This window comes from Pseudomonas sp. LB1P83, from assembly GCF_054897885.1.
Genome location: NZ_CM142709.1, coordinates 1,132,835 through 1,152,887 on the forward strand (window position 1 = coordinate 1,132,835; position 20,053 = coordinate 1,152,887).

The window sequence follows — 20,053 nt, forward strand, 5'->3', positions numbered from 1 at the left end:
GTTTTGCGTTGTATGTGCTGGCCTCTTCGCGGGCAAGCCTCGCTCCTACGGGGTTCGCGGGGGGTATGGAATATGAGTTCGACGCGAATACTGTAGGAGCGAGGCTTGCCCGCGAAGAGGCCATTACTGACAACCCACCTTTTCCCGCAGTTAACAAAAAGCCCACCAAAAGGTGGGCTTCTTGTTCTCACAGCGCTATCAGAACATCCTCATCTTCGGCGCTTCTTCTTTCAGCGGTTCGACTTTCGCCGTCTGCTCGTTCCAGCCACCGCCCAGTGCCTTGTACAGATTGACTGCACTGATCAGCTGCGCCAATCGATCAGTGATCAGCACTTGTTGTGCACTGAACAGCTGACGCTGGGCGTCGAGGAAGGTCAGGTTGCTGTCGACACCGATACGGTAGCGACGCTCGGCCAGACGGTAGTAGTCCTGGTTGGCGGTGACGAAATCACGCTGCGCCTGCAACTGATCGGTGTAGGTCTGGCGAGCGGCCAGGCCGTCGGCGACTTCCTGGAAGGCCGTTTGAATGGACTTCTCGTAGTTCGCCACGCCGATGTCTTTCTGGATTTTCGAGTAATCCAGGCTGGCGCGCAGGCTGCCGGCGTTGAAGATCGGCAGGTTGATCTGCGGTGAGAACAGCCAGGTGCCCGAACCGCCCTTGAACAGACCGGACAGGTCCGGGCTCAGGGTGCCGGCGTTGGCGGTCAGGCTGATGCTCGGGAAGAACGCCGCCCGCGCCGCGCCGATGTTGGCGTTGGCCGCTTTCAGGTTGTACTCGGCCTGGAGGATATCCGGACGACGTTGCAGCAAGTCCGATGGCAGACCGGCCGGCACGTCGCTCAGCAGGTCGTCAGCCAGTGGCTTGGCGGCTTGCAGATTGGCCGGGATACCGGTGCCGAGCAGCAGCACCAGGCTGTTTTCATCCTGCGCGACCTGACGGGTGTACCTCGCCAGTTGCGCCCGGGCGTTTTCCACCGAGGTACGCGACTGGGCGAGGTCCAGGGCCGAGGCGACCCCCACTTCGTTGCTGCGCGCGGTGAGCTTGTAGCTCTCCTCGAACGCACCGAGGGTGTCCTGGGTCAGTTTCAGCAGTTCCTTGTCGGCCTGCCAGGTCAGGTAGGCGTTGGCCACACTGGCCACCAGACTGATCTGCGTGCTGCGACGGCCTTCTTCAGTGGCGAAGTACTTCTGCAGGGCTTCTTCACTGAGGCTGCGAACCCGACCGAACAGGTCGAGTTCATAGGCACTGATGCCGACCGTGGCCGAGTAGGAACTGGTGATCCCTGCTTGACCGGTCTGCGAAGCATTGGCCGGAACGCGTTGACGGCTGCCAGTGCCATTGGCCGAAACGGCCGGGAACAAATCGGCACGCTGGATGCGGTACTGAGCCGCGAACGCGTCGATGTTCAGGGCCGCGACACGCAGGTCACGGTTGTTTTCCAGCGAGACCTGGATCAGCTGTTGCAGTGCAGGGTCATGGAAAAACTGCTTCCAGCCCTGTTCCGCAGCTGCCTGGTTCGGCGCCTGGGCCGACGAGTACGCCGGGCCTTGCGGGAACTGGGCCGCCACCGGTGCTTCAGGCTGCTGATAATCGGGTATCAGCGAGCAGCCGCTCAGCACGAAGGCGGCAACTGCGATGGAGAGTAGCGACTTGCTCATTGGCCAGCCTCTTTAGAAGGTTCAATAGCGTCGTCCTGGTCGGCGATTTTGCGCTGACCCATGGACGACACGGTGACGAAGAACAACGGGACCCAGAAGATCGCCAGTACCGTGGCGGTGATCATACCGCCAATGACCACGGTACCGATGGCGTGTTGGCTGCCCGAGCCAGCACCGCTGGAAATGGCCAGGGGCACCACGCCGAGGACGAACGCCAGTGACGTCATGATGATCGGGCGCAACCGCATGCGGCAAGCCTCGATGGCTGCCTCCTGCAAGCTCTTGCCCTGTTCGTGCAGGTCTTTGGCGAACTCGACGATCAGAATGGCGTTTTTCGCCGCCAGACCGATGGTGGTCAACAGACCCACCAGGAAGTACACGTCGTTGGACAGACCGCGCAGGCTGGTCGCCATCAGCGCACCGATAATCCCCAGCGGTACCACGAGCACCACCGCAATCGGAATCGACCAGCTTTCATACAGCGCCGCCAGACACAGGAACACCATCAGGATCGACAGCGCGAACAGCGCCGGCGCCTGAGAGCCTGCCAGTCGTTCTTCATACGACAGACCGGTCCAGGAAATACCGACACCGGCCGGCAGTTTCTTCGCCAGGGCTTCGACTTCGGCCATGGCTTCACCGCTGGAATAACCCGGTGCCGGGGTGCCAAGGATTTCCATCGCTTCTACGCCGTTGTAACGCGACAGTTTCGGTGCGCCGTAAATCCACTCACCTTTGGCGAACGCCGAGAACGGGACCATGGTGCCGGCGCTGTTGCGCACGTACCATTTCTTGACGTCTTCAGGACTCATGCGCGAACCCGGTTGGCCTTGCACGTACACCTTTTTCACCCGACCGCGGTCGATGAAGTCGTTGACGTAGCTACTGCCTAGCGCAATCGACAGGGTGTTGTTGATGTCGGTGAGCGTCACGCCGAGGGCGCTGGCCTTCTCGTCGTCGATTTCCAGTTGGTATTGCGGTTCGTCGTTCAGACCGTTCGGACGGACTTGCGACAGCACCTTGCTCTGCGCCGCCATGCCGAGGAACTGGTTGCGCGCTTCCATCAGCTTGTCGTGACCGATACCGGCGCGGTCCTGCAGGAACACGTCGAAACCGGTGGCGTTACCCAGCTCCAGTACCGCCGGTGGGGCGAAGGCAAACACCATGGCGTCCCGGAAGGTGAAGAAGTGCTGCTGGGCACGGGCCGCAAGTTTGAACACGCTGTTGTCGGCGTTACGTTCGCCCCACGGTTTGAGCATGATGAACGCCATACCCGAGCTCTGGCCACGGCCGGCGAAGTTGAATCCGGTCACGGTAAACACCGAGGCCACCGCGTCGCCTTCACCGCCATCCTTGCTCGGACGCAGCAGGAACTCACGCATTTCGTCCACGACCACTTGCGTGCGCTCGGCACTGGAGCCGGCTGGGGTTTGCACCTGGGCGAACAGTACGCCCTGGTCTTCTTCCGGGAGGAACGAGGACGGGATGCGCATGAACAGCCAGATCATGCCGACGACGATGATCACGTAGACCAGCAGGTACGGCACCTTGTTGCGCAGAATATTGCCAACGCCACGTTCGTAGCTTTTCACGCTACGGTCGAAGTTGCGGTTGAACCAGCCGAAGAATCCGCGTTTCGGAACGCCGTGCTCGCCTTTCGGAATCGGCTTGAGCATGGTGGCGCAGAGTGCCGGGGTGAAGATCAGCGCGACCAGAACCGACAGGGCCATGGCCGAGACGATGGTGATCGAGAATTGCTTATAGATCACACCGGTAGAACCGCCGAAGAATGCCATCGGCAGCAGTACCGCCGACAGTACGAGCGCAATACCGACCAGCGCACCCTGGATCTGCCCCATGGATTTCTTGGTGGCCTCCTTGGGTGACAAGCCTTCTTCGCTCATGACCCGTTCGACGTTTTCCACCACGACGATGGCGTCGTCCACCAGCAATCCGATGGCCAGCACCATACCGAACATGGTCAGGGTGTTGATGCTGAAACCGAACGCCGCGAGGATCCCGAAGGTACCCAGCAATACCACGGGCACTGTCATCGTGGTGATGACGGTGGCGCGGAAGTTTTGCAGGAACAGGAACATCACGAGGAACACCAGCACGATCGCTTCGACCAGGGTTTCAACCACACCCTTGATCGATTCGGTCACCACGGGCGTGGTGTCGTACGGGAACACCACTTCCATCCCTTGCGGGAAGAATGGCTTGAGGGTTTCGATGGTCTTGCGCAGGGCTTTCGCCGTGTCGAGGGCGTTGGCACCGTTGGCCAGTTTCACAGCCAGACCGGAGGCCGGACTGCCGTTGAACTGGGCACTGACCGAGTAGTTTTCACCGCCCAGACCGACATCCGCCACATCGCCGACACGCACTTGCGAGCCGTCCTTGTTGACCTTCAACAGGATTGCCTTGAACTGCTCGGCGGTTTGCAGACGGGTCTTGCCGATGATCGTCGCGTTCAACTGCTGACCGGTCACTGCAGGCAAGCCACCGAGTTGACCGGAGGAAATCTGCACGTTTTGCGCGGCGATGGCGGTTTTCACGTCGCCAGGGGTCAGGTTGAAGTTGTTCAACTTGGCCGGGTCGAGCCAGATCCGCATCGCATACTGGGCACCGAAGACCTGGAAGTCACCGACACCGGCGGTCCGCGAGACCGGGTCCTGCATGTTCGACACGATGTAGTTGGCCAAGTCGTCCTTGGTCATGCTGCCGTCGCGCGAGACCACGCCGATTACCATCAGGAAGTTCTTCACTGCCTTGGTGACGCGGATCCCCTGTTGCTGCACTTCTTGCGGCAGCAGCGGGGTGGCCAGGTTCAGTTTGTTCTGGACCTGAACCTGCGCGGTATCGGAGTTGGTGCCTTGTTCGAACGTCGCGGTAATGGTCATGCTGCCGTCGGAGTTACTTTCCGAGGAAACATAACGCAGGTTGTCGATACCGTTGAGTTGCTGTTCGATCACCTGAACCACGGTGTCCTGCACGGTTTGTGCGGATGCGCCTGGGTAGGTTACCTGAATCGCAATGGCCGGAGGCGCAATGCTCGGGTATTGGTTGATCGGGAGTTTGAGAATCGATAGTGCCCCGACCAGCATGATCACCAGGGCAATTACCCAGGCGAAAATCGGACGGTCGATAAAAAATCTGGACATGGTTTACTCCCCTTTGCCGCTGGAAGCCTTGCTAGCTGCCTGTGCGGGGGCCGGGTTCTTTGCGCCAACGTTAGTCGCTTCACTGGCTTTGACTTCGATGCCAGGTTTGACGAATTGCAGTCCTTCGGTGATCAGGCGATCGCCGGCCTTCAGGCCATCTTCGATCAGCCATTGGCTGCCGACGGTGCGGCTGGCCTTGAGCTGACGCAGTTCAACCTTGTTGTCGGCACCCACGACCAGCGCGGTCGGGGTGCCTTTGAGGTCGCGGGTCACGCCTTGTTGCGGCGCCAGAATCGCGGCGGCGTTCACACCGGCTTTAAGCTGAGCATGCACGAACATGCCCGGGAGCAGCGTGTGATCCGGGTTCGGGAACACTGCACGCAAGGTCACGGAACCGGTGGTCTGGTCAACCGAGACTTCGGAGAACTCGAGCTTGCCTTCCAGTTTGTACTGGCTGCCGTCTTCGAGGGTCAGCTTGACCGCCGCTGCCGTGTCGCCAGCCTTTTGCAGGCGACCGCTTTCCAGTTCGCGACGCAGCTCAAGCAGCTCGACCGAAGACTGGGTGACGTCAACGTAAATCGGGTCGAGTTGCTGGATCACCGCCATGGCATCGGCCTGGCCGTTGCTGACCAGCGCGCCCTCGGTCACGTTCGATCGACCGATGCGGCCGGAAATCGGCGCGTAGACCTTGGTGTAGCGCACATTGATCTGCGCGGTTTGCAGCGCGGCTTCCGATTGCATGCGGTTGGCCACGGCCGTGTCGTATTCCTGACGACTGACAGCCTGTTCGTTGACCAGCTGCTTGTAGCGATCAGAGATCGATTTCGTCTGTTGCAGGTTGGCTTCGGCGCTTTTCAGCGTAGCGTCATAGACCGACGGATCGATCTGATACAGCTGCTGGCCGGCCTTGACGTCACCACCTTCCTTGAACAGACGCTTGAGAATGATGCCGTTGACCTGTGGACGAACTTCGGCAATGCGGAACGCACTGGTGCGCCCCGGAAGCTCAGACGTCAGGGTGAAGGCTTGAGGTTGCAGGGTAACCACGCCGACCTGAGGAGGCGGTGCGGCGGGTGCCGCTTCTTCCTTTTTGCATCCGCTGAGCAGTGATGCCAAGGCGACGGCGGCAACCATAGCGGTAACAGCTGGCTTGAATTGCATGAAAATCCTCGGGTCAGGCGCGCAAGAAACGCACTAGAAATGTGGAAGGGTAAAAAATGAGTACCGGGTGGATAAGTAGCGTGCTAAGGAATATACTTACGTTCATGGTTGTTTGTAAACACCTTGACTGCGTATCCACCCCGTTACCAACGCCCGTCAACGGTTCGAATTGTAAGCCGGGGACGAGACACGAGAGCGCTCGCCCCACTTTTGTTCAGCGGCTGTTCAGACATCGCTGAAGCATCCTGATTGAGGTTTTACTGCCATGGTCCGTCGTACCAAAGAGGAAGCTCAAGAAACCCGCAGCCAGATACTCGAAGCGGCAGAGAAAGCCTTCTATGAAAGGGGCGTGGCGCGTACGACGCTGGCGGACATCGCGACCCTGGCCGGCGTGACTCGCGGAGCCATCTACTGGCATTTCAGCAACAAGGCGGATCTGGTGCAGGCCATGCTGGATAGCCTGAAAGAGCCGCTGGATGAAATGGCCAGGGCCAGCGAAAGCGAAGATGAACTCGATCCGCTGGGCTGCATGCGCAAGCTGCTGATTCATTTGTTTCATCAAGTTGCCCTGGACCCGAAAACCCGACGCATCAATGAGATTTTGTTTCATAAGTGCGAATTCACCGATGAAATGTGCGACCTGCGTCAGCAGCGTCGTGAGGTCAGCCTCGATTGCAATGTGCGAATCGCCCTGGCCCTGAGTAATGCAGTGAATCGGGGGCAAATGCCCGAGGACCTCGACACGACCCGCGCGGCCATCAGCTTGCACGCCTACATCGATGGCATGTTGTACCAGTGGCTATTGGCCCCCGACAGTTTTCAACTGCACACCGAAGCCGAGCGTTGGGTCAATACAGGGTTGGACATGCTGCGCTTGAGCCCCAGCCTGCGCAAATAGAACAAAATGCGTAATTGGATCCGGTTATGTCAACCATTAAGGCGGGCGTTGATCCCTTCAATGCTCGCCTTGTTGCAATGGGATGCTTTTATATACGGACGCTCGCCAGGTTGAAAGGTAGCGAACTACGTATTTTGTAGGGATTTTGTGTCGAGCGTGTGAATCAGTGTTAAACCACGTGAATAACCATGGCGCAACAAAAAGCCCCGGCTCTTTCGAGTCGGGGCTTTTGCATTTCAAGGGGGACGCTTACATCACTGGATAGTCGATGTAGCCGACCGGGCCCTTGGCGTAGAACAGCTCGGGACGTGCTTCGTTAAGTGGCGCATCAGCCTTCAAGCGCGCCGGCAGGTCCGGGTTGGCAATGAACGGCACGCCGAAGGCAACCGCATCGGCCTTGCCGCTGGCCAGCCAGGCGTTGGCACTGTCCTTGGTGAAGCGTTCGTTGGCGATGTACGGACCGCCGAAGGCTTCTTTGAGTTGTGGACCAAGGCTGTCGCCGGTTTCTTTCTCGCGGGAGCAAATGAATGCGATGCCACGTTTGCCCAGTTCACGAGCGACGTAGGTGAAGGTCTCGGACAGGTTTTCGTCGCCCATGTCATGAAGATCGGCACGTGGTGACAGGTGCACACCGACGCGACCAGCACCCCAGACTTCGATCGCGGCGTCGGTCACTTCCAGCAACAGGCGCGCACGGTTTTCCAGGGAGCCACCGTAGTGGTCGGTGCGCTGGTTGGTGCTGCTTTGCAGGAACTGATCGAGCAGGTAACCGTTGGCACCGTGGATTTCCACGCCGTCAAAACCGGCGGCCTTGGCGTTCTCGGCACCTACGCGGTAAGCGTCGATGATGTCGGCGATTTCAGCGGTTTCCAGGGCGCGCGGGGTTGGGAAGTCGGCCAATGGGCGAACCAGGCTGACGTGACCCTTAGGCTGGATGGCACTCGGTGCGACCGGCGCTTCTCCGTTCAGGTACGACTCGTGGGAAACCCGGCCCACGTGCCACAGTTGCAGGAAAATCTTGCCGCCGGCGCCGTGGATCGCTTTGGTCACGTTGGCCCAGCCACGCACCTGATCGTTGGACCAGATACCCGGGGTGTCCGGGTAGCCGACGCCCATCGGCGTGACCGACGTGGCTTCGCTGAGGATCAGGCCGGCCGAGGCACGTTGTACGTAGTATTCGGCCATCAGCGCGTTCGGCACACGGCCTTCGTCGGCGCGGCAGCGGGTCAGCGGCGCCATGATGATGCGGTTGGCGAGCTCGATGTCGCCCAGTTTGATTGGATCGAAAATAGTCGTCATTTCAGTACAACCCTCGTGAGGTATCAGTTAGTCGCAGGAGCCAGTTCGGGGTTACCGCTCTGACGGAAAGTAATCAGGGTCACCAGCAGGGCGAGTACCGCCAGTGCTGCTGCCGCGAGAGGCACGCGGGTCAGGCCGAAGCCGTGGGCGATGACACTGCCGCCGACCCAGGCACCCAAGGCGTTGCCGATGTTGAAAGCGCCGATGTTTAAGGTCGACACCAGGTTCGGCGCGGCCTTGCCGTAGGTCACCACGTTCACTTGCAGGGCGGGCACGGCGGCGAAGCACGCGGTGGCCCAGAGGAACAAAGTGATTTCGGCAGGAATCAGCGCGACGCTGGTCCAGGTCAGTACGGTCGAGATCACGGCCATCGAGATGAAAACGCCGATCAGCGTTGCGGCCATGCCTTTGTCTGCCAGCTTGCCGCCGATGATGTTGCCGACCGTCAGGCCCAGGCCGATGAGCATCAGGGTCCAGGTCACGCCTTTGGGCGAGACGCCGGTGACATCACCGAGCAGCGGTGCGACATAAGTGAACAGGGTGAATACCGACGCCGCGAACAGCGCCGTCATGCTCAGGGACAACCAGATCCCGGCGCCTTTGAGGGCGCGCAATTCGGCGCGCATATCGAGTTTCTCTTCATCGCGCTTGGCCGGCAGGAAGCGGATCAAACCAATCAACGCGATCACGCCAATCACCGTCACCGCCCAGAAGGTCGAACGCCAGCCGGCTTCCTGACCGAGCGCGGTGCCCAGCGGGACGCCGAGGACGTTGGCCAAGGTCAGGCCGGTGAACATCAAGGCCACGGCGGAGGCGCGTTTGTTTGCCGGCACAAGACCTGCCGCCACCACAGAACCGATGCCGAAGAACGCGCCGTGGCAGAGGGCGGTGACCACACGGGCAAACATCAGCACGTTGTAGTCGGTAGCGATTGCACAGAGCAGGTTGCCGATGATGAAAATGCCCATCAACGCTACCAATGCGGCCTTGCGCGGTAATTTGGCAGTGGCCAGTGCCATGAACGGCGCACCGATGGCCACGCCCAGGGCGTAACCGGTCACCAGCCAGCCAGCGCCGGGAATCGACACGCCGAGGTCCGCCGCCACATCGGGCAGCAGGCCCATGATGACGAACTCGGTGGTGCCGATGGCGAAGGCGCTCAAGGCCAGAATGAGGAGCGAGAGGGGCATTGTTTAATTCCTTGTCGGAGCGCTGAGCTCTTTGACGATGGCAGCGAGGAACGCCTGGATCACGTCCTCGTTGCGTTTGAAGAAGTGCCATTGACCGGCTTTCTGGCTGCTGATCAGTCCCGCACGTTGCAAGGTCGCCAAATGGGCGGACACGGTCGACTGCGACAGGCCGCAGCGTTGATCGATCTGTCCTGCGCAAATGCCGTACTCGTGGTTGTGGATCTGTTCCGGGAACTGGGCTTTGGGGTCTTTCAGCCAGGTGAGGATGTCTCGGCGTACTGGGTGTGCCAGGGCTTTTATTATTTCGTCGAGGTCGATGGTCATGGGTTTGGGCTCGTGATGAGTAAAACGCTATATCGCGATGAGGCGAACTTTAAATCGGTACTTCGCGATATACCAATATGATTTTGGTCTGACGACCGTGTAAATCGGTATATCGGGTTATAACGATACGATGGGTGTAAAGATATAAAGGCGCAGTGCTAAGCTGCGCCCATGAATTATCTCGCACATCTTCACCTCGGTGGCCAGCGTCCCGGCCAACTGCTCGGCAGTCTGTATGGCGATTTCGTCAAGGGTCGACTGCAAGGGCAGTTCGACCCGGAGATCGAAGCGGCCATCCAGCTGCATCGCAGCATCGACGTCTTTACCGACCGCCATCCGTTGGTGGATGTCTCGTTGTCGCGGTTTTCCATCACGCGCCGGCGATACGCCGGGATCGTGCTCGACGTGTTTTTCGACCACTGCCTGGCGCGGGACTGGGCCCTTTATTCGAATCAGCCGCTGGAGCTGTTTACCTCGGATGTGTACCGGGTACTGTCGGCCGAGCCGCAATTGCCGGAGCGGTTGGCGAAGATCGCGCCGCACATGGTGGCGCATGACTGGTTGGGTTCTTATCAGGAGTTCGAAGTGCTGGAGCAAGTGCTGCGGGGGATTTCGCGGCGGTTGACCCGACCGGAGGAACTGGCCGGGGCGATGCGGGAGTTGCGTCGGCTGTACGAACCGCTCAGTGAGGATTTCCGGTTGTTCTATCCGAAGCTTCAGGATTTTGCCCAAAACTACCCGGCAACATAGATCCCTTGTAGGAGTGAGCCTGCTCGCGATAGCGGTGTATCAGCCACCATTGATGTCTGCTGATACACCGCTATCGCGAGCAGGCTCACTCCCACAGGGGATTTGTGTGTCTTCAGGGGAATTGTGTCAGGCCGCGATGGCAGGACGCATCGGCACTTGCTGAGTTTCCGGAATAGCCCCAAACAACGCCTTCTGCACCGCTTGCTGCGCCTCGAACGCCAGCGCCGCCCGTTCACGACCTTCGCAAGCGATCGGCTTGAGCACTTTGATTTCCACTTCCCCGCGATCATTGGCGAACAGACGCATCAGGTGCGACAGCAAATCATCATCGCCAATGAACGGCGCCAGCGAGTCGAGTTCACCGTCACGCAGATACCGAATCGCCACCGGCTGCAGCTTCACTTCAGAGTCAATCGCCGCTGACAACAAACGGCCATGAAACGTGCGCAACGAACGTCCATTGGTGGTGGTGCCTTCCGGGAACATCAGTAGCGGATGTTCCTGCGCCAGGTGGCGCGTCATCTGTTTGCGAATCAACTGGCTGTCACCCGACCCGCGACGGATAAACAGGCTGCCGGCCTTGGCCGCCAACCAGCCGGCCACCGGCCAGGTGCGCACTTCGGCTTTGGACAGGAACGACATCGGCGTGAGCATGCCCAGCAACGGAATGTCGGTCCACGACACGTGATTGCTGACCCACAGCATCGGCTCCTTCGGCAGTTCCCCGTGAACCGTCACGCGAAAGGGCAGGGCGTTGCTCAACCGCGCCATGAAAAACCGCGACCAGCGCTGGCGGCGGACCATCGAATGAGCAATCCCCAAACGCTCGAACAGCCCAAACACACTGGCCATGCTCAAACCCAGCGCGACCACCACCAGCACTCGCGCAATCCGCGCGTACACGCGCAAACGGCTCATCAGACCGCCGCCTTGAAGTGCTTGGCATAACGTGGGCAAAGCTCATCGCGCTTGAGCAGGATAAACACGTCGGCGACCTGGAAATCTTCGTCCCAGCACGGCTCGCCGCAGATCTTCGCGCCAAGGCGCATATAGGCTTTGAGCAGCGGTGGCATTTCGGCGATCACGTTGGACGGGATGTCCAGAACAGGCAGCGGTTTTTTCGGTTCGGCCCGCAGGTGTTCGGTGCACAGGTAACGTTCGCGTAGACGCTGCATGATCGCGTGGGCCTGAATCCCGCCGTCCTGCATCGGAATGCTCGCGCAACCCATCAAATAGCTGTAGCCGCCCTGATTCAGCACTTCGGCCAGTTCACCCCAGAGCACCGCGATGGTGCCGCCGTTGCGATAAGCCGGGTCGACGCAGGTGCGACCGATTTCCAGGATCGGGCCCTTCAAATGGACCAGGCCGTGCAGGCTGAATTCTTCTTCACTGTAGAACTTGCCCAGGCTGCTGGCCGCCGTGTGGTCGAGCAAACGGGTGGTCGCCACCAGGCGCCCGGTGTTCAAGTCACGCACGCCGATGTGGGCGCAGTGAACATCATAGTCGTCCATGTCCAGACCCAGTTCCGCGCCTTTGAGCTTGGCGTTGAACTCGCCGCTGAAGACGTTGAAGCGCAAGGCCTGGGCTTCTTGCAATGCCTCGGCGCCCACCAGGCGTTCGGCTTGCAGGCGGCGTTCATTGCCGGTGTCGCTGATGCGGGCGATCTGAGTCATTGGGAATCTCCGTGCGGGCTGTTCACCCGTCTTGGGTTGCAGCCGATCGACTTTCTTTATGCAGCCGTGTTGTGCAAAGTCAGGCTATGTAGCCCCGGTGTCATCGCCATGAAGCTTTGGTGATGCTTATATGACAGCCCTCAAGGAGCCTCTTATGCCCTGGCAAAACCTGTTGAATCGCCGCGATCGCCTGCCCGCCAACCCGGACCTGGCGGAGGGTTTCGTGACCTTGTTGCACACGTTGGGCACGGTCACGCCATTCGAATTGGCAGTGGTCGGCGGGCGGCTGATGGCGACGCCGGGGCTGGCGTTTCTGGTGGGATATCAGGCGGCGTTGCGCATGCTCTGGCCGAGCGCGCCACTGAGCCTCGGTGCGTTGTGTGCCACCGAGCAGCGCAGCCTGCGGGTGGCGGGCATGCAGACTCGCCTGAGCGATTTACGGGTGAGCGGGCGCAAGGATTTCGTCACCGCTGGCGATGCGGCCGACTGGTTGTTGATCGCCGTTCGCAGCGAGGCGCCTGGCGAAAGTCCGCGCCTGAGTCTGGCGGTGGTCTATCCCGATGAACCGGGTGTGCGCCTGGAAAAACTGCCGGCGATCCCGTTGATGCCGGACATCAGCCACGGTCGGTTGTTTCTGGATAACGCCCAGTGCGAATTGCTCGCGGGGGATGGCTGGGATGCTTACGTCAAACCGTTCCGCACCCTGGAAGACATTTATGTACTGAGCGCGATGACTGCGTGGCTGTACGGGGTCGGTCAGGACAGTGACTGGCCGCAGAATTTGCAATTGCGTTTGCTGGCGCTGCTGGCCGGGTGCGCGGAAGTCAGCCGGCAAGCGCCAAATAATCTGGCCGGGCATGTCGTGCTGGGGGGATTGTTTGCACAGTTCGACGGACTCAAGGCTGAGATCAATCAGGCACTGGCCGATGGCCCGCCACACTGGGCGGCGATGTGGCAGCGGGATCAGGCGGTGATGGATTTGGCGGCGGGGGCCAGAGGCAAGCGATTGGCCAAGGCGTTGGCGGGATTGTCGTAAGGCTGAAGGGCCTCTTCGCGGGCAAGTCGGATCGCCGCCCGCTCGCTCCTACAAGTTCAGCGAAAAATCTGTAGGAGCGAGGCTTGCCCGCGAAGGCGGCCTCCCTTGCAGCACAAATCCCTGAACTGTCATCAACCTCGACTAGGCTCACCCAGCCCATCCCTCCGAGCCCCCGCCATGTTCAAAGGCTTGTCCCTGATTTTCATGCTGCTGCTCAGCCTCACGGCCCACGCCGAAAACTGGCCCGCCGAGCAATGGTCGACAGGTCCGAAAGTCACCGGCCCAGCACTTCAGGCCGTGGAGACTTACGCCTTCCCACCCCGCGACGACACGACCCGACAAGGCATCCGCACCGATGCCTTGCTGGTGATCCGTGACGGACAATTAATCTACGAACGCTACGCCGACCCGACCACGGCTGACACGCCGCACCTGACCTGGTCCATCAGCAAAAGCCTCATGGCCACGGTCCTCGGTGTCGCCTACGGCGAAGGTCTGTTCAAGCTCCAGGACCCGGCGCTGAAGTTTTATCCGCCGCTGGCAAAACACCCGGCGATCACCCTGGCCGACCTGCTGCACTGGGCTTCAGGCCTGGACTGGCAGGAAGACTACGAATACGCCCCGTTGAAGTCCTCGGTGGTGGCCATGCTCTACACCCGGGGTCATCACGACATGGCGGCGTTCACCGCCGACCACGACGAATACGCCAGGCCCGGTCAGGCCTTTCGCTATTCCAGCGGTGACAGCAACCTGTTGTCCGCGGCGCTGAAAAACATCGTCGGCCCGGCACGTTATCCCGACTATCCGTGGACAGCATTGTTCGAGCCGTTAGGGATTCGCCACGCCGTCTGGGAAACGGATGCCACGGGCACCTTCGTGGCTTCCTCTTATGCCTACCTCACCGCCCGGGACCTGGCGCGTGTCGGTCTGCTGATGGCGCGCGACGGTCGCTGGGGTGATCGACAACTGCTGCCCAAAGACTGGGTCGCCTTCAACCGCGAACCCTTCGCCCACTATCAAGCCAATCAGGACGATGCAGTTCCCGGCGGTCATTGGTGGCTCAACCGCGCGGTGGACGGCACCGCCCGACCCTGGCCCGATGCGCCCGCCGATACGTTTGCCGCACTGGGTCATTGGGGCCAGGCGATGTACGTGATTCCCAGCGAAAACCTGGTGATCGTGCGCTACGGCGATGATCGCGATGAGCGCTACCGGCACAACGAGTTGCTCAAGCTTGCGCTCAAGGCATTTGCCGGGAAGGTGCAGCCATGAACCGCCGCCGTTTTGTGCGTCGCCGGCCCTTCAGCACGCTGTTGCTGGTATTGCTGGTCGCCTTGCTTGGATGGATCTGGCAGGAGCGGGTGGCGCTGTGGGCGTTCCCGGACATCATCAGCGCCTACACCGCCAAGGAGTATTGCTCGTGCCGATACGTGATGAACAACCAAGCCGAGTACTGCCACAGCTATGTGAAACAGTGGCTGCCCACCAGCGGCTTCACCGATGACCCCGCCAGCAAGCGCGTGACCGTCAGCGGCATGGGCCGCAGCAACAGCGCGCAATGGATCGGCGAACGCCAGGGCTGTCGCCTGCAACCCTGAATGCGCTGACGCACTTCATGGCGAGTGGGCTCTTGTGGCGAGGGAGCTTGCTCCCGCTCGGCTGCGAAGCAGTCGTAAAACCAGCAATCGCGGTTCGTCTGATAAAACTCATTGCTGGACATTGGGAGCGCTTCGCACTGGAGCGCCAGCCCGGTCCAGCGGGAGCAAGCTCCCTCGCCACAATGACCCCGGTATCCGTGATGGACAGTTTGCATCTGGCTCACGGGCGGTTAAGGTTCATGCACGTTTATTTTCAGCACGAGTCTTTATGTTCCAGCGGTCCCTCTCCAAAACCCTCGCCTTCCTGCTGCTGGCCGGCGCCTCGCTGTCGGCTCAGGCCAATTGGTACCTCGACGGCGAGTCCTCGCGGCTGTCGTTCATCAGCACCAAAAACGCCAACATCTCCGAAGTGCAGCGCTTTCTGGTGTTGCACGGCAAGGTCAGTCCCAAAGGCCTGGCCGAGGTGGAAGTCGAGATGGACTCGGTCAACAGCGGTATCCCGCTGCGTGACGAGCGCATGCGCAAAGAGCTGTTCGAGATCCAGACCTTTCCCGAAGCGCTGATCACCGCGCAGATTGATCTGCGCCCGATTAACGACCTCGCGCCCGGTGCCCAACTGGAGCTGCGCTTGCCGCTGACCGTCAACCTTCACGGGAAAACCCACGAATACAACGCCGAGCTGCTGGCAACCCGTCTCGATGACCGGCGCTTCCAGGTGGTGACCCTCGAACCGCTTATCATCAATGCCGAAGACTTCGATCTGGCACCGGGTCTGGAAAGTTTGCGCAAGGTCGCCGGTTTGTCCGCCATCAGTCTGTCGGTGCCGGTGGGTGCGGTACTGATTTTCACGGCGCGCTGACATGGCCGGTTCAATCTTTCCCTGGCGTGCAGGCAACCACTTCGAACTGCTGATCGACGGTCCGCAGTTCTTCCCGCGCATGTTGGTCGCGATTGCCCGCGCCGAAGAACAGGTCGAACTGGAGCTGTATCTGGTGGAAGCGGGGGCCTGCGCCGAGGCCATGGTTCAGGCGTTGGTCCAGGCGGCTGAGCGTGGCGTGCGCGTGCGCTGCCTGTTCGATGACTACGGCAGTCTCGCGTTCACCCTGACTTTGCGCCAGCGTCTGATGGCCGCGGGCGTGGAGCTGCGTTTCTACAATCGCCTGAGCTGGCGACGCTGGGTGGGTAACTTCTACCGCGATCACCGCAAGCTGTTGCTGGTCGATCAGACCCTGGCCGTGGTCGGCGGCACGGGCGTCACGGATGAGTTCTGGACGCCTGGCGAAGACACCAGCGAATGGCACGAGGTGATGGTGGAAATCACCGGCCCCCTGGTCGTCGACTGGCAGCTGCTGTTCGATCGGCAATGGATCGCCAACCGCCATCGCCGCGCCTGGAAACCCTCGTCGCACTTCGGCCTGCCGCGTCTGCCACGCGTGCCGTCCACGGGCGAGGGCATGGGCCGGGTGGCCTATGCCGATGCCCGTCAGCACCGCGACATCCTGCAATCGCTGATTCGTGCGCTGAACAGCGGCCAGCGGCGGATCTGGCTGGCCACGCCGTATTTCCTGCCAACCTGGAAAGTCCGCCGCTCGTTGCGCAGGGCTGCCAGCCGAGGCGTCGACGTGCGTCTGCTGCTGACCGGGCCGCGCACCGATCACCCGTCGGTGCGCTACGCCGGGCACCGCTACTACCCGCGACTGCTCAAGGCCGGGGTGAAGATCTTCGAATACCAGCCGTGTTTCCTGCACCTGAAAATGGTGCTGATCGATGACTGGGTGAGCATCGGCTCGTGCAATTTCGATCACTGGAATCTGCGCTTCAATCTGGAAGCCAACCTTGAAGCGCTGGACCCGGGGCTGACGCAGGCAGTGGTGGCGAGTTTCGAGAAGGACTTTGCGCAGAGCCAGGAAGTCAGCCTGGAGGCATGGCAACGCCGGCCGTTGTGGCGGCGGGTGAAGCAAAGGGTTTGGGGATGGGTGGATCGGTTGGTGGTGAACCTGCTGGATCGACGGGGATAACCGCTACAACCTAAAACCAAATGTAGGAGTGAGCCTGCTCGCGATGGCGTCATGTCATTCAGCATTGATCTAGCCGATAGACCGCTATCGCGAGCAGGCTCACTCCTACAGGGTTTTATGTGTTGCCTGAAAATTACAGCAACTCAAAGCTCTGCTGCGTCACGTCCTGGGAATCCAGGCCGATCTGCACGTTGAACTTGCCTGGTTCCGCCGCGTACTTGAGCTGGGCGTTGTAGAACTTCAAGTCATCCTCGGTGATGGTGAAGTGCACGACTTTCTGTTCGCCGGCTTTCAACATCACTTTCTGGAAGTTCTTCAATTCCTTGACTGGGCGGATCATCGAGCCGGTTACGTCCTGGATGTACAACTGCACCACGGTTTCGCCGTCACGCTTGCCGGTGTTTTTCACCATGACGCTGGCGTCGAGCTTGCCGGTCTTGTTCAGCGTGGTCGACGACAACGCCATGTCGGTCAGGCTGAAATCGGTGTAGCTCAGGCCGAAACCAAACGGGAACAGGGGGCCGGTGGTGTCATCGAAATACTGCGAGGTGTAGTTGCCCGGTTTGCCCGGCGTGAACGGCCGGCCAATGCTCAGGTGGTTGTAGTAGGTCGGAATCTGGCCCACCGAGCGCGGGAAGGTGATCGGCAGTTTGCCCGACGGGTTGTAGTCGCCGAACAGCACGTCGGCGATGGCGTTGCCGCCTTCGGTGCCGCTGAACCAGGTTTCCAGAATCGCGTCAGCCTGTTCCTTCTCTTCGAGAATCGACAGCGGACGGCCGTTCATCAACACCAGCACCAGCGGTTTACCGGTGGCTTTCAGGGCCTTGATCAGGTCGCGCTGGTTGGAAGGGATGTTCAGGTCGGTACGGCTCGACGATTCGTGGGACATGCCACGGGATTCGCCGACCGCTGCGACGACGACATCAGCATCCTTGGCGGCTTTCACCGCTTCGTCGATCAGCACTTGGGCCGAACGCGGATCGTCCACCACTTCCGGCGCATCGAAGTTGAGGAAGTTCAGGTAATCGAGGGCTTTCTTGTCACTGGTGATGTTGGCGCCACGGGCGTAGATCAGCGTCGATTGCGCGCCCAGTGCGTTGGTCATGCCGTCGAACAGCGTCACCGATTGCGCAGGGCGACCGTTGGCGGCCCAACTGCCCATCATGTCGATCGGTGCCTTGGCCAATGGACCGACCAAGACGATTTTCGCAGTTTTCTTCAGCGGCAAGGTTTCGCCCTGATTCTTCAGCAACACCAGGCTGCGGCGCGCAACGTCACGAGCCTCGGCACGGTGCAGGCGGCTGTCGGCGTTAGTGTCGGCCGGATCATCTTCAGCCTTGCCGATGCGCAGGTACGGGTCCTTGAACAGGCCCATGTCGTACTTGGCGTCGAGCACCGCACGCACGGCGTTGTCGATGTCGCTCTGCTGGATCTCACCGGCCTTCAGCAACCCTGGCAGTTCTTTGCCGTAGAGCGTGTCGTTCATGCTCATGTGGATGCCGGCCTTGATCGCCAGCTTCGCGGCTTCGCGGCCATCGCGAGCAACACCGTGCTTGATCAGCTCGAAAATCGCCCCGTGGTCGCTGACGGCCAGGCCTTTGAAGCCCCATTGCTTGCGCAGCAGGTCGTTCATCAGCCAGGTGTCGGCGGTGGCCGGCACACCGTTGATCGAGTTCAACGCGACCATCACCCCGCCAGCACCGGCGTCAATGGCGGCGCGGTACGGTGGCAGGTAGTCCTGGTACATTTTGACCGGGCTCATGTCGACGACGTTGTAGTCGCGACCGCCCTCGACCGCGCCGTACAAGGCAAAGTGCTTGACGCTGGCCATGATGCTGTCGGCCGCGTTCGCGCCGGTGCCCTGGAAGGCCCGGACCATGACGCCGGCAATGCGCGACACCAGGTAAGTGTCTTCGCCGAAGCCTTCGGAGGTGCGGCCCCAACGCGGGTCGCGGGAAATGTCCACCATCGGCGCGAAAGTGATGTCGAGGCTGTCCGACGCGGCTTCCTTGGCGGCGATGCGCCCGGACAGGCCGATGGCGTCCATGTCCCAGCTCGACGCCAGGGCGATCGGGATCGGGAAGATGGTGCGGTGACCGTGTATCACGTCATAGGCGAAGAACATCGGGATCTTCAGCCGGCTGCGCATGGCCGCGTCCTGCATCGGACGGTTTTCCGGGCGCGTGATCGAGTTGAACGTGCCGCCGATGTTGCCGGCGGCGATTTCCTTGCGGATCAGTTCCCGAGGCATTTCCGGGCCGATGCTGATCAGGCGCAACTGGCCGATCTTTTCATCGAGGGTCATCTGCTTCATCAGGTCAGTGATGAAAGCGTCCTTGTTCTCCAGAGGTGCGGGCGTCGTGGCGGCCAATACGGTATGACTGGCCAGGCTGACGAGCAGGCCCAGCAAACACAGCTTCTTCATGAATAGTTTTCTCAAAGGCCTAAACGGCAGTGAATACGCGCCGGTCAGCCAAAATTTAGGGAGCGACTATTGTTGTTCAGGTAAATGCAGCACACTTCTGCAGTGTTTTTAGCGCTGGGGCATCTTTTAGCCCATTGGCTCGATGCAATCCAGTGGCGGCGGCAGATTATGCCCCAAGAGACCGCTCAGAAGGTCGCTGGTTGTTTTTCAACGGAATGTGCAAGGGAGCGTCAACCAGATGAATGTACGACACCACTATCGGTCGAGCCTGCAGGTTGCAGCCTTGATGTTGCTCGCCACGCTGCTGGCCGGCTGCGGCATCAACAACATTCCGACCCTCGACGAACAGGCCAAGGCCGCCTGGAGTCAGGTGCAGAACCAGTACCAGCGCCGCGCCGACCTGATCCCCAATCTGGTGGAAACCGTCAAGGGCTACGCCAAACATGAAGAAGAAACCCTGACCGCGGTGATCGAAGCCCGGGCCAAGGCGACGTCGATTCAGGTGGATGCCAGTACCCTGGACAACCCGGAAAAACTCAAGCAGTTCCAGCAGGCGCAGGATCAACTGACCGGTGCTTTGAGCCGTTTGATGGTGGTGTCCGAGCGTTACCCGGACCTCAAGGCCAACCAGAATTTCCTCGCGTTGCAATCGCAACTCGAAGGCACCGAGAACCGCATCGCCGTGGCGCGACGCGACTTCATTCTTGCGGTGCAGAAGTACAACACCGAAATCCGCACCTTCCCGGGTCGCCTGTGGCACACCGTGATGTACAGCGATTTGCCGATTCGTGAAACCTTCGAGGCCACCAGCCCCAATGCTGAAAAAGCGCCTGAAGTGAAGTTCCAGTAAGCACCGGGACG

General features: G+C 60.5%; 17 protein-coding genes. 8 read left to right on the forward strand and 9 right to left on the reverse strand.

Annotated elements, in window-relative coordinates:
- Positions 1-198 precede the first annotated feature (198 nt).
- From emhC to emhA, 3 genes are read right to left on the reverse strand one after another with little or no spacing between them, the layout of a single operon-like run.
- A complete protein-coding gene (gene emhC / locus ACYZTY_RS05075; RefSeq protein ID WP_461957554.1) occupies positions 199-1,659 on the reverse strand; it encodes an efflux RND transporter outer membrane subunit EmhC in 1,461 nt (486 codons plus the stop codon).
- Positions 1,656-4,820 (reverse strand): efflux RND transporter permease subunit EmhB, encoded by a 3,165-nt coding sequence (emhB, locus tag ACYZTY_RS05080; protein WP_461957555.1) that lies wholly within the window; start codon positions 4,818-4,820, stop codon positions 1,656-1,658. Before emhB ends, emhC begins: the two co-directional genes overlap by 4 nt.
- A gap of 3 nt (positions 4,821-4,823) precedes the next feature.
- Entirely contained in the window at positions 4,824-5,981 is a 1,158-nt protein-coding gene (gene emhA, locus ACYZTY_RS05085) for an efflux RND transporter periplasmic adaptor subunit EmhA (RefSeq protein ID WP_461957556.1), read from the reverse strand.
- A 265-nt stretch (positions 5,982-6,246) separates the two neighbouring features.
- Here emhA and emhR point away from each other — a divergent pair, with 265 nt between their 5' ends.
- Positions 6,247-6,879 carry an efflux system transcriptional repressor EmhR gene (gene emhR / locus ACYZTY_RS05090; protein ID WP_461957557.1) on the forward strand — a complete coding sequence of 211 codons (633 nt, stop codon included), beginning with the start codon at positions 6,247-6,249 and terminating at the stop codon, positions 6,877-6,879.
- A 249-nt stretch (positions 6,880-7,128) separates the two neighbouring features.
- Here the strand turns inward: emhR and ACYZTY_RS05095 are convergent, their stop codons facing one another.
- From ACYZTY_RS05095 to ACYZTY_RS05105, 3 genes are read right to left on the reverse strand one after another with little or no spacing between them, the layout of a single operon-like run.
- On the reverse strand, positions 7,129-8,178 hold the full coding sequence (locus ACYZTY_RS05095) for an alkene reductase (RefSeq protein WP_461957558.1): 1,050 nt from the start codon (positions 8,176-8,178) through the stop codon (positions 7,129-7,131).
- A gap of 23 nt (positions 8,179-8,201) precedes the next feature.
- On the reverse strand, positions 8,202-9,368 hold the full coding sequence (locus ACYZTY_RS05100; protein WP_461957559.1) for an MFS transporter: 1,167 nt from the start codon (positions 9,366-9,368) through the stop codon (positions 8,202-8,204).
- 3 nt (positions 9,369-9,371) lie between these two features.
- The gene (locus ACYZTY_RS05105) at positions 9,372-9,692 is read right to left on the reverse strand and encodes an ArsR/SmtB family transcription factor (protein WP_461957560.1); all 321 of its coding nucleotides are present in this window, start codon (positions 9,690-9,692) and stop codon (positions 9,372-9,374) included.
- A 171-nt stretch (positions 9,693-9,863) separates the two neighbouring features.
- On the opposite strand from ACYZTY_RS05105, the gene ACYZTY_RS05110 reads away from it, so the two are divergent.
- The gene (locus ACYZTY_RS05110) at positions 9,864-10,442 is read left to right on the forward strand and encodes an acyl carrier protein phosphodiesterase (protein WP_461957561.1); all 579 of its coding nucleotides are present in this window, start codon (positions 9,864-9,866) and stop codon (positions 10,440-10,442) included.
- A 126-nt stretch (positions 10,443-10,568) separates the two neighbouring features.
- On the opposite strand, the gene ACYZTY_RS05115 is transcribed toward ACYZTY_RS05110, so the two are convergent.
- Together ACYZTY_RS05115 and olsB are read right to left on the reverse strand one after the other, a co-directional pair.
- Positions 10,569-11,360 (reverse strand): lysophospholipid acyltransferase family protein, encoded by a 792-nt coding sequence (locus tag ACYZTY_RS05115; RefSeq protein ID WP_461957562.1) that lies wholly within the window; start codon positions 11,358-11,360, stop codon positions 10,569-10,571.
- Complete coding sequence (gene olsB / locus ACYZTY_RS05120) at positions 11,360-12,115, reverse strand: L-ornithine N(alpha)-acyltransferase (RefSeq protein ID WP_208671639.1); 756 nt, start codon at positions 12,113-12,115, stop codon at positions 11,360-11,362. The genes ACYZTY_RS05115 and olsB overlap by 1 nt, the downstream gene beginning before the upstream one ends.
- Before the next feature lie 154 nt (positions 12,116-12,269).
- Between olsB and ACYZTY_RS05125 the strand changes: the two genes are divergently transcribed.
- From ACYZTY_RS05125 to ACYZTY_RS05145, 5 genes are all read left to right on the forward strand, one after another.
- The gene (locus tag ACYZTY_RS05125) at positions 12,270-13,151 is read left to right on the forward strand and encodes an acyl-CoA dehydrogenase middle domain-containing protein (RefSeq protein WP_461957563.1); all 882 of its coding nucleotides are present in this window, start codon (positions 12,270-12,272) and stop codon (positions 13,149-13,151) included.
- 177 nt (positions 13,152-13,328) lie between these two features.
- A complete protein-coding gene (locus ACYZTY_RS05130; RefSeq protein WP_461957564.1) occupies positions 13,329-14,423 on the forward strand; it encodes a serine hydrolase domain-containing protein in 1,095 nt (364 codons plus the stop codon).
- Positions 14,420-14,749, forward strand: a complete 330-nt coding sequence (locus ACYZTY_RS05135) for an amidase (protein WP_461957565.1) — start codon at positions 14,420-14,422, stop codon at positions 14,747-14,749. The genes ACYZTY_RS05130 and ACYZTY_RS05135 overlap by 4 nt, the downstream gene beginning before the upstream one ends.
- A 268-nt stretch (positions 14,750-15,017) precedes the next feature.
- On the forward strand, positions 15,018-15,608 hold the full coding sequence (locus ACYZTY_RS05140) for a YceI family protein (RefSeq protein ID WP_461957566.1): 591 nt from the start codon (positions 15,018-15,020) through the stop codon (positions 15,606-15,608).
- 1 nt (position 15,609) lies between these two features.
- On the forward strand, positions 15,610-16,767 hold the full coding sequence (locus ACYZTY_RS05145) for a phospholipase D-like domain-containing protein (RefSeq protein WP_461957567.1): 1,158 nt from the start codon (positions 15,610-15,612) through the stop codon (positions 16,765-16,767).
- 133 nt (positions 16,768-16,900) lie between these two features.
- Here ACYZTY_RS05145 and bglX read toward each other — a convergent pair whose 3' ends face one another.
- Positions 16,901-19,192, reverse strand: a complete 2,292-nt coding sequence (gene bglX / locus ACYZTY_RS05150; protein WP_461957568.1) for a beta-glucosidase BglX — start codon at positions 19,190-19,192, stop codon at positions 16,901-16,903.
- Between the two features lie 238 nt (positions 19,193-19,430).
- Here bglX and ACYZTY_RS05155 point away from each other — a divergent pair, with 238 nt between their 5' ends.
- On the forward strand, positions 19,431-20,042 hold the full coding sequence (locus ACYZTY_RS05155) for a LemA family protein (RefSeq protein ID WP_461957569.1): 612 nt from the start codon (positions 19,431-19,433) through the stop codon (positions 20,040-20,042).
- The last annotated feature ends 11 nt before the right edge of the window (positions 20,043-20,053 follow it).

Bases quoted from the DNA above. Each gene is read 5' to 3' on its own strand.
- ACYZTY_RS05155 (WP_461957569.1), top strand. From the start codon at position 19,431: ATGAATGTACGACACCACTATCGGTCGAGCCTGCAGGTTGCAGCCTTG.
- ACYZTY_RS05105 (WP_461957560.1), bottom strand. From the start codon at position 9,692: ATGACCATCGACCTCGACGAAATAATAAAAGCCCTGGCACACCCAGTA.
- ACYZTY_RS05100 (WP_461957559.1), bottom strand. From the start codon at position 9,368: ATGCCCCTCTCGCTCCTCATTCTGGCCTTGAGCGCCTTCGCCATCGGC.
- emhB (WP_461957555.1), bottom strand. From the start codon at position 4,820: ATGTCCAGATTTTTTATCGACCGTCCGATTTTCGCCTGGGTAATTGCC.
- bglX (WP_461957568.1), bottom strand. From the start codon at position 19,192: ATGAAGAAGCTGTGTTTGCTGGGCCTGCTCGTCAGCCTGGCCAGTCAT.
- ACYZTY_RS05140 (WP_461957566.1), top strand. From the start codon at position 15,018: ATGTTCCAGCGGTCCCTCTCCAAAACCCTCGCCTTCCTGCTGCTGGCC.
- emhA (WP_461957556.1), bottom strand. From the start codon at position 5,981: ATGCAATTCAAGCCAGCTGTTACCGCTATGGTTGCCGCCGTCGCCTTG.
- ACYZTY_RS05115 (WP_461957562.1), bottom strand. From the start codon at position 11,360: ATGAGCCGTTTGCGCGTGTACGCGCGGATTGCGCGAGTGCTGGTGGTG.
- ACYZTY_RS05145 (WP_461957567.1), top strand. From the start codon at position 15,610: ATGGCCGGTTCAATCTTTCCCTGGCGTGCAGGCAACCACTTCGAACTG.
- ACYZTY_RS05095 (WP_461957558.1), bottom strand. From the start codon at position 8,178: ATGACGACTATTTTCGATCCAATCAAACTGGGCGACATCGAGCTCGCC.
- ACYZTY_RS05110 (WP_461957561.1), top strand. From the start codon at position 9,864: ATGAATTATCTCGCACATCTTCACCTCGGTGGCCAGCGTCCCGGCCAA.
- emhR (WP_461957557.1), top strand. From the start codon at position 6,247: ATGGTCCGTCGTACCAAAGAGGAAGCTCAAGAAACCCGCAGCCAGATA.
- ACYZTY_RS05130 (WP_461957564.1), top strand. From the start codon at position 13,329: ATGTTCAAAGGCTTGTCCCTGATTTTCATGCTGCTGCTCAGCCTCACG.
- ACYZTY_RS05135 (WP_461957565.1), top strand. From the start codon at position 14,420: ATGAACCGCCGCCGTTTTGTGCGTCGCCGGCCCTTCAGCACGCTGTTG.
- olsB (WP_208671639.1), bottom strand. From the start codon at position 12,115: ATGACTCAGATCGCCCGCATCAGCGACACCGGCAATGAACGCCGCCTG.
- emhC (WP_461957554.1), bottom strand. From the start codon at position 1,659: ATGAGCAAGTCGCTACTCTCCATCGCAGTTGCCGCCTTCGTGCTGAGC.
- ACYZTY_RS05125 (WP_461957563.1), top strand. From the start codon at position 12,270: ATGCCCTGGCAAAACCTGTTGAATCGCCGCGATCGCCTGCCCGCCAAC.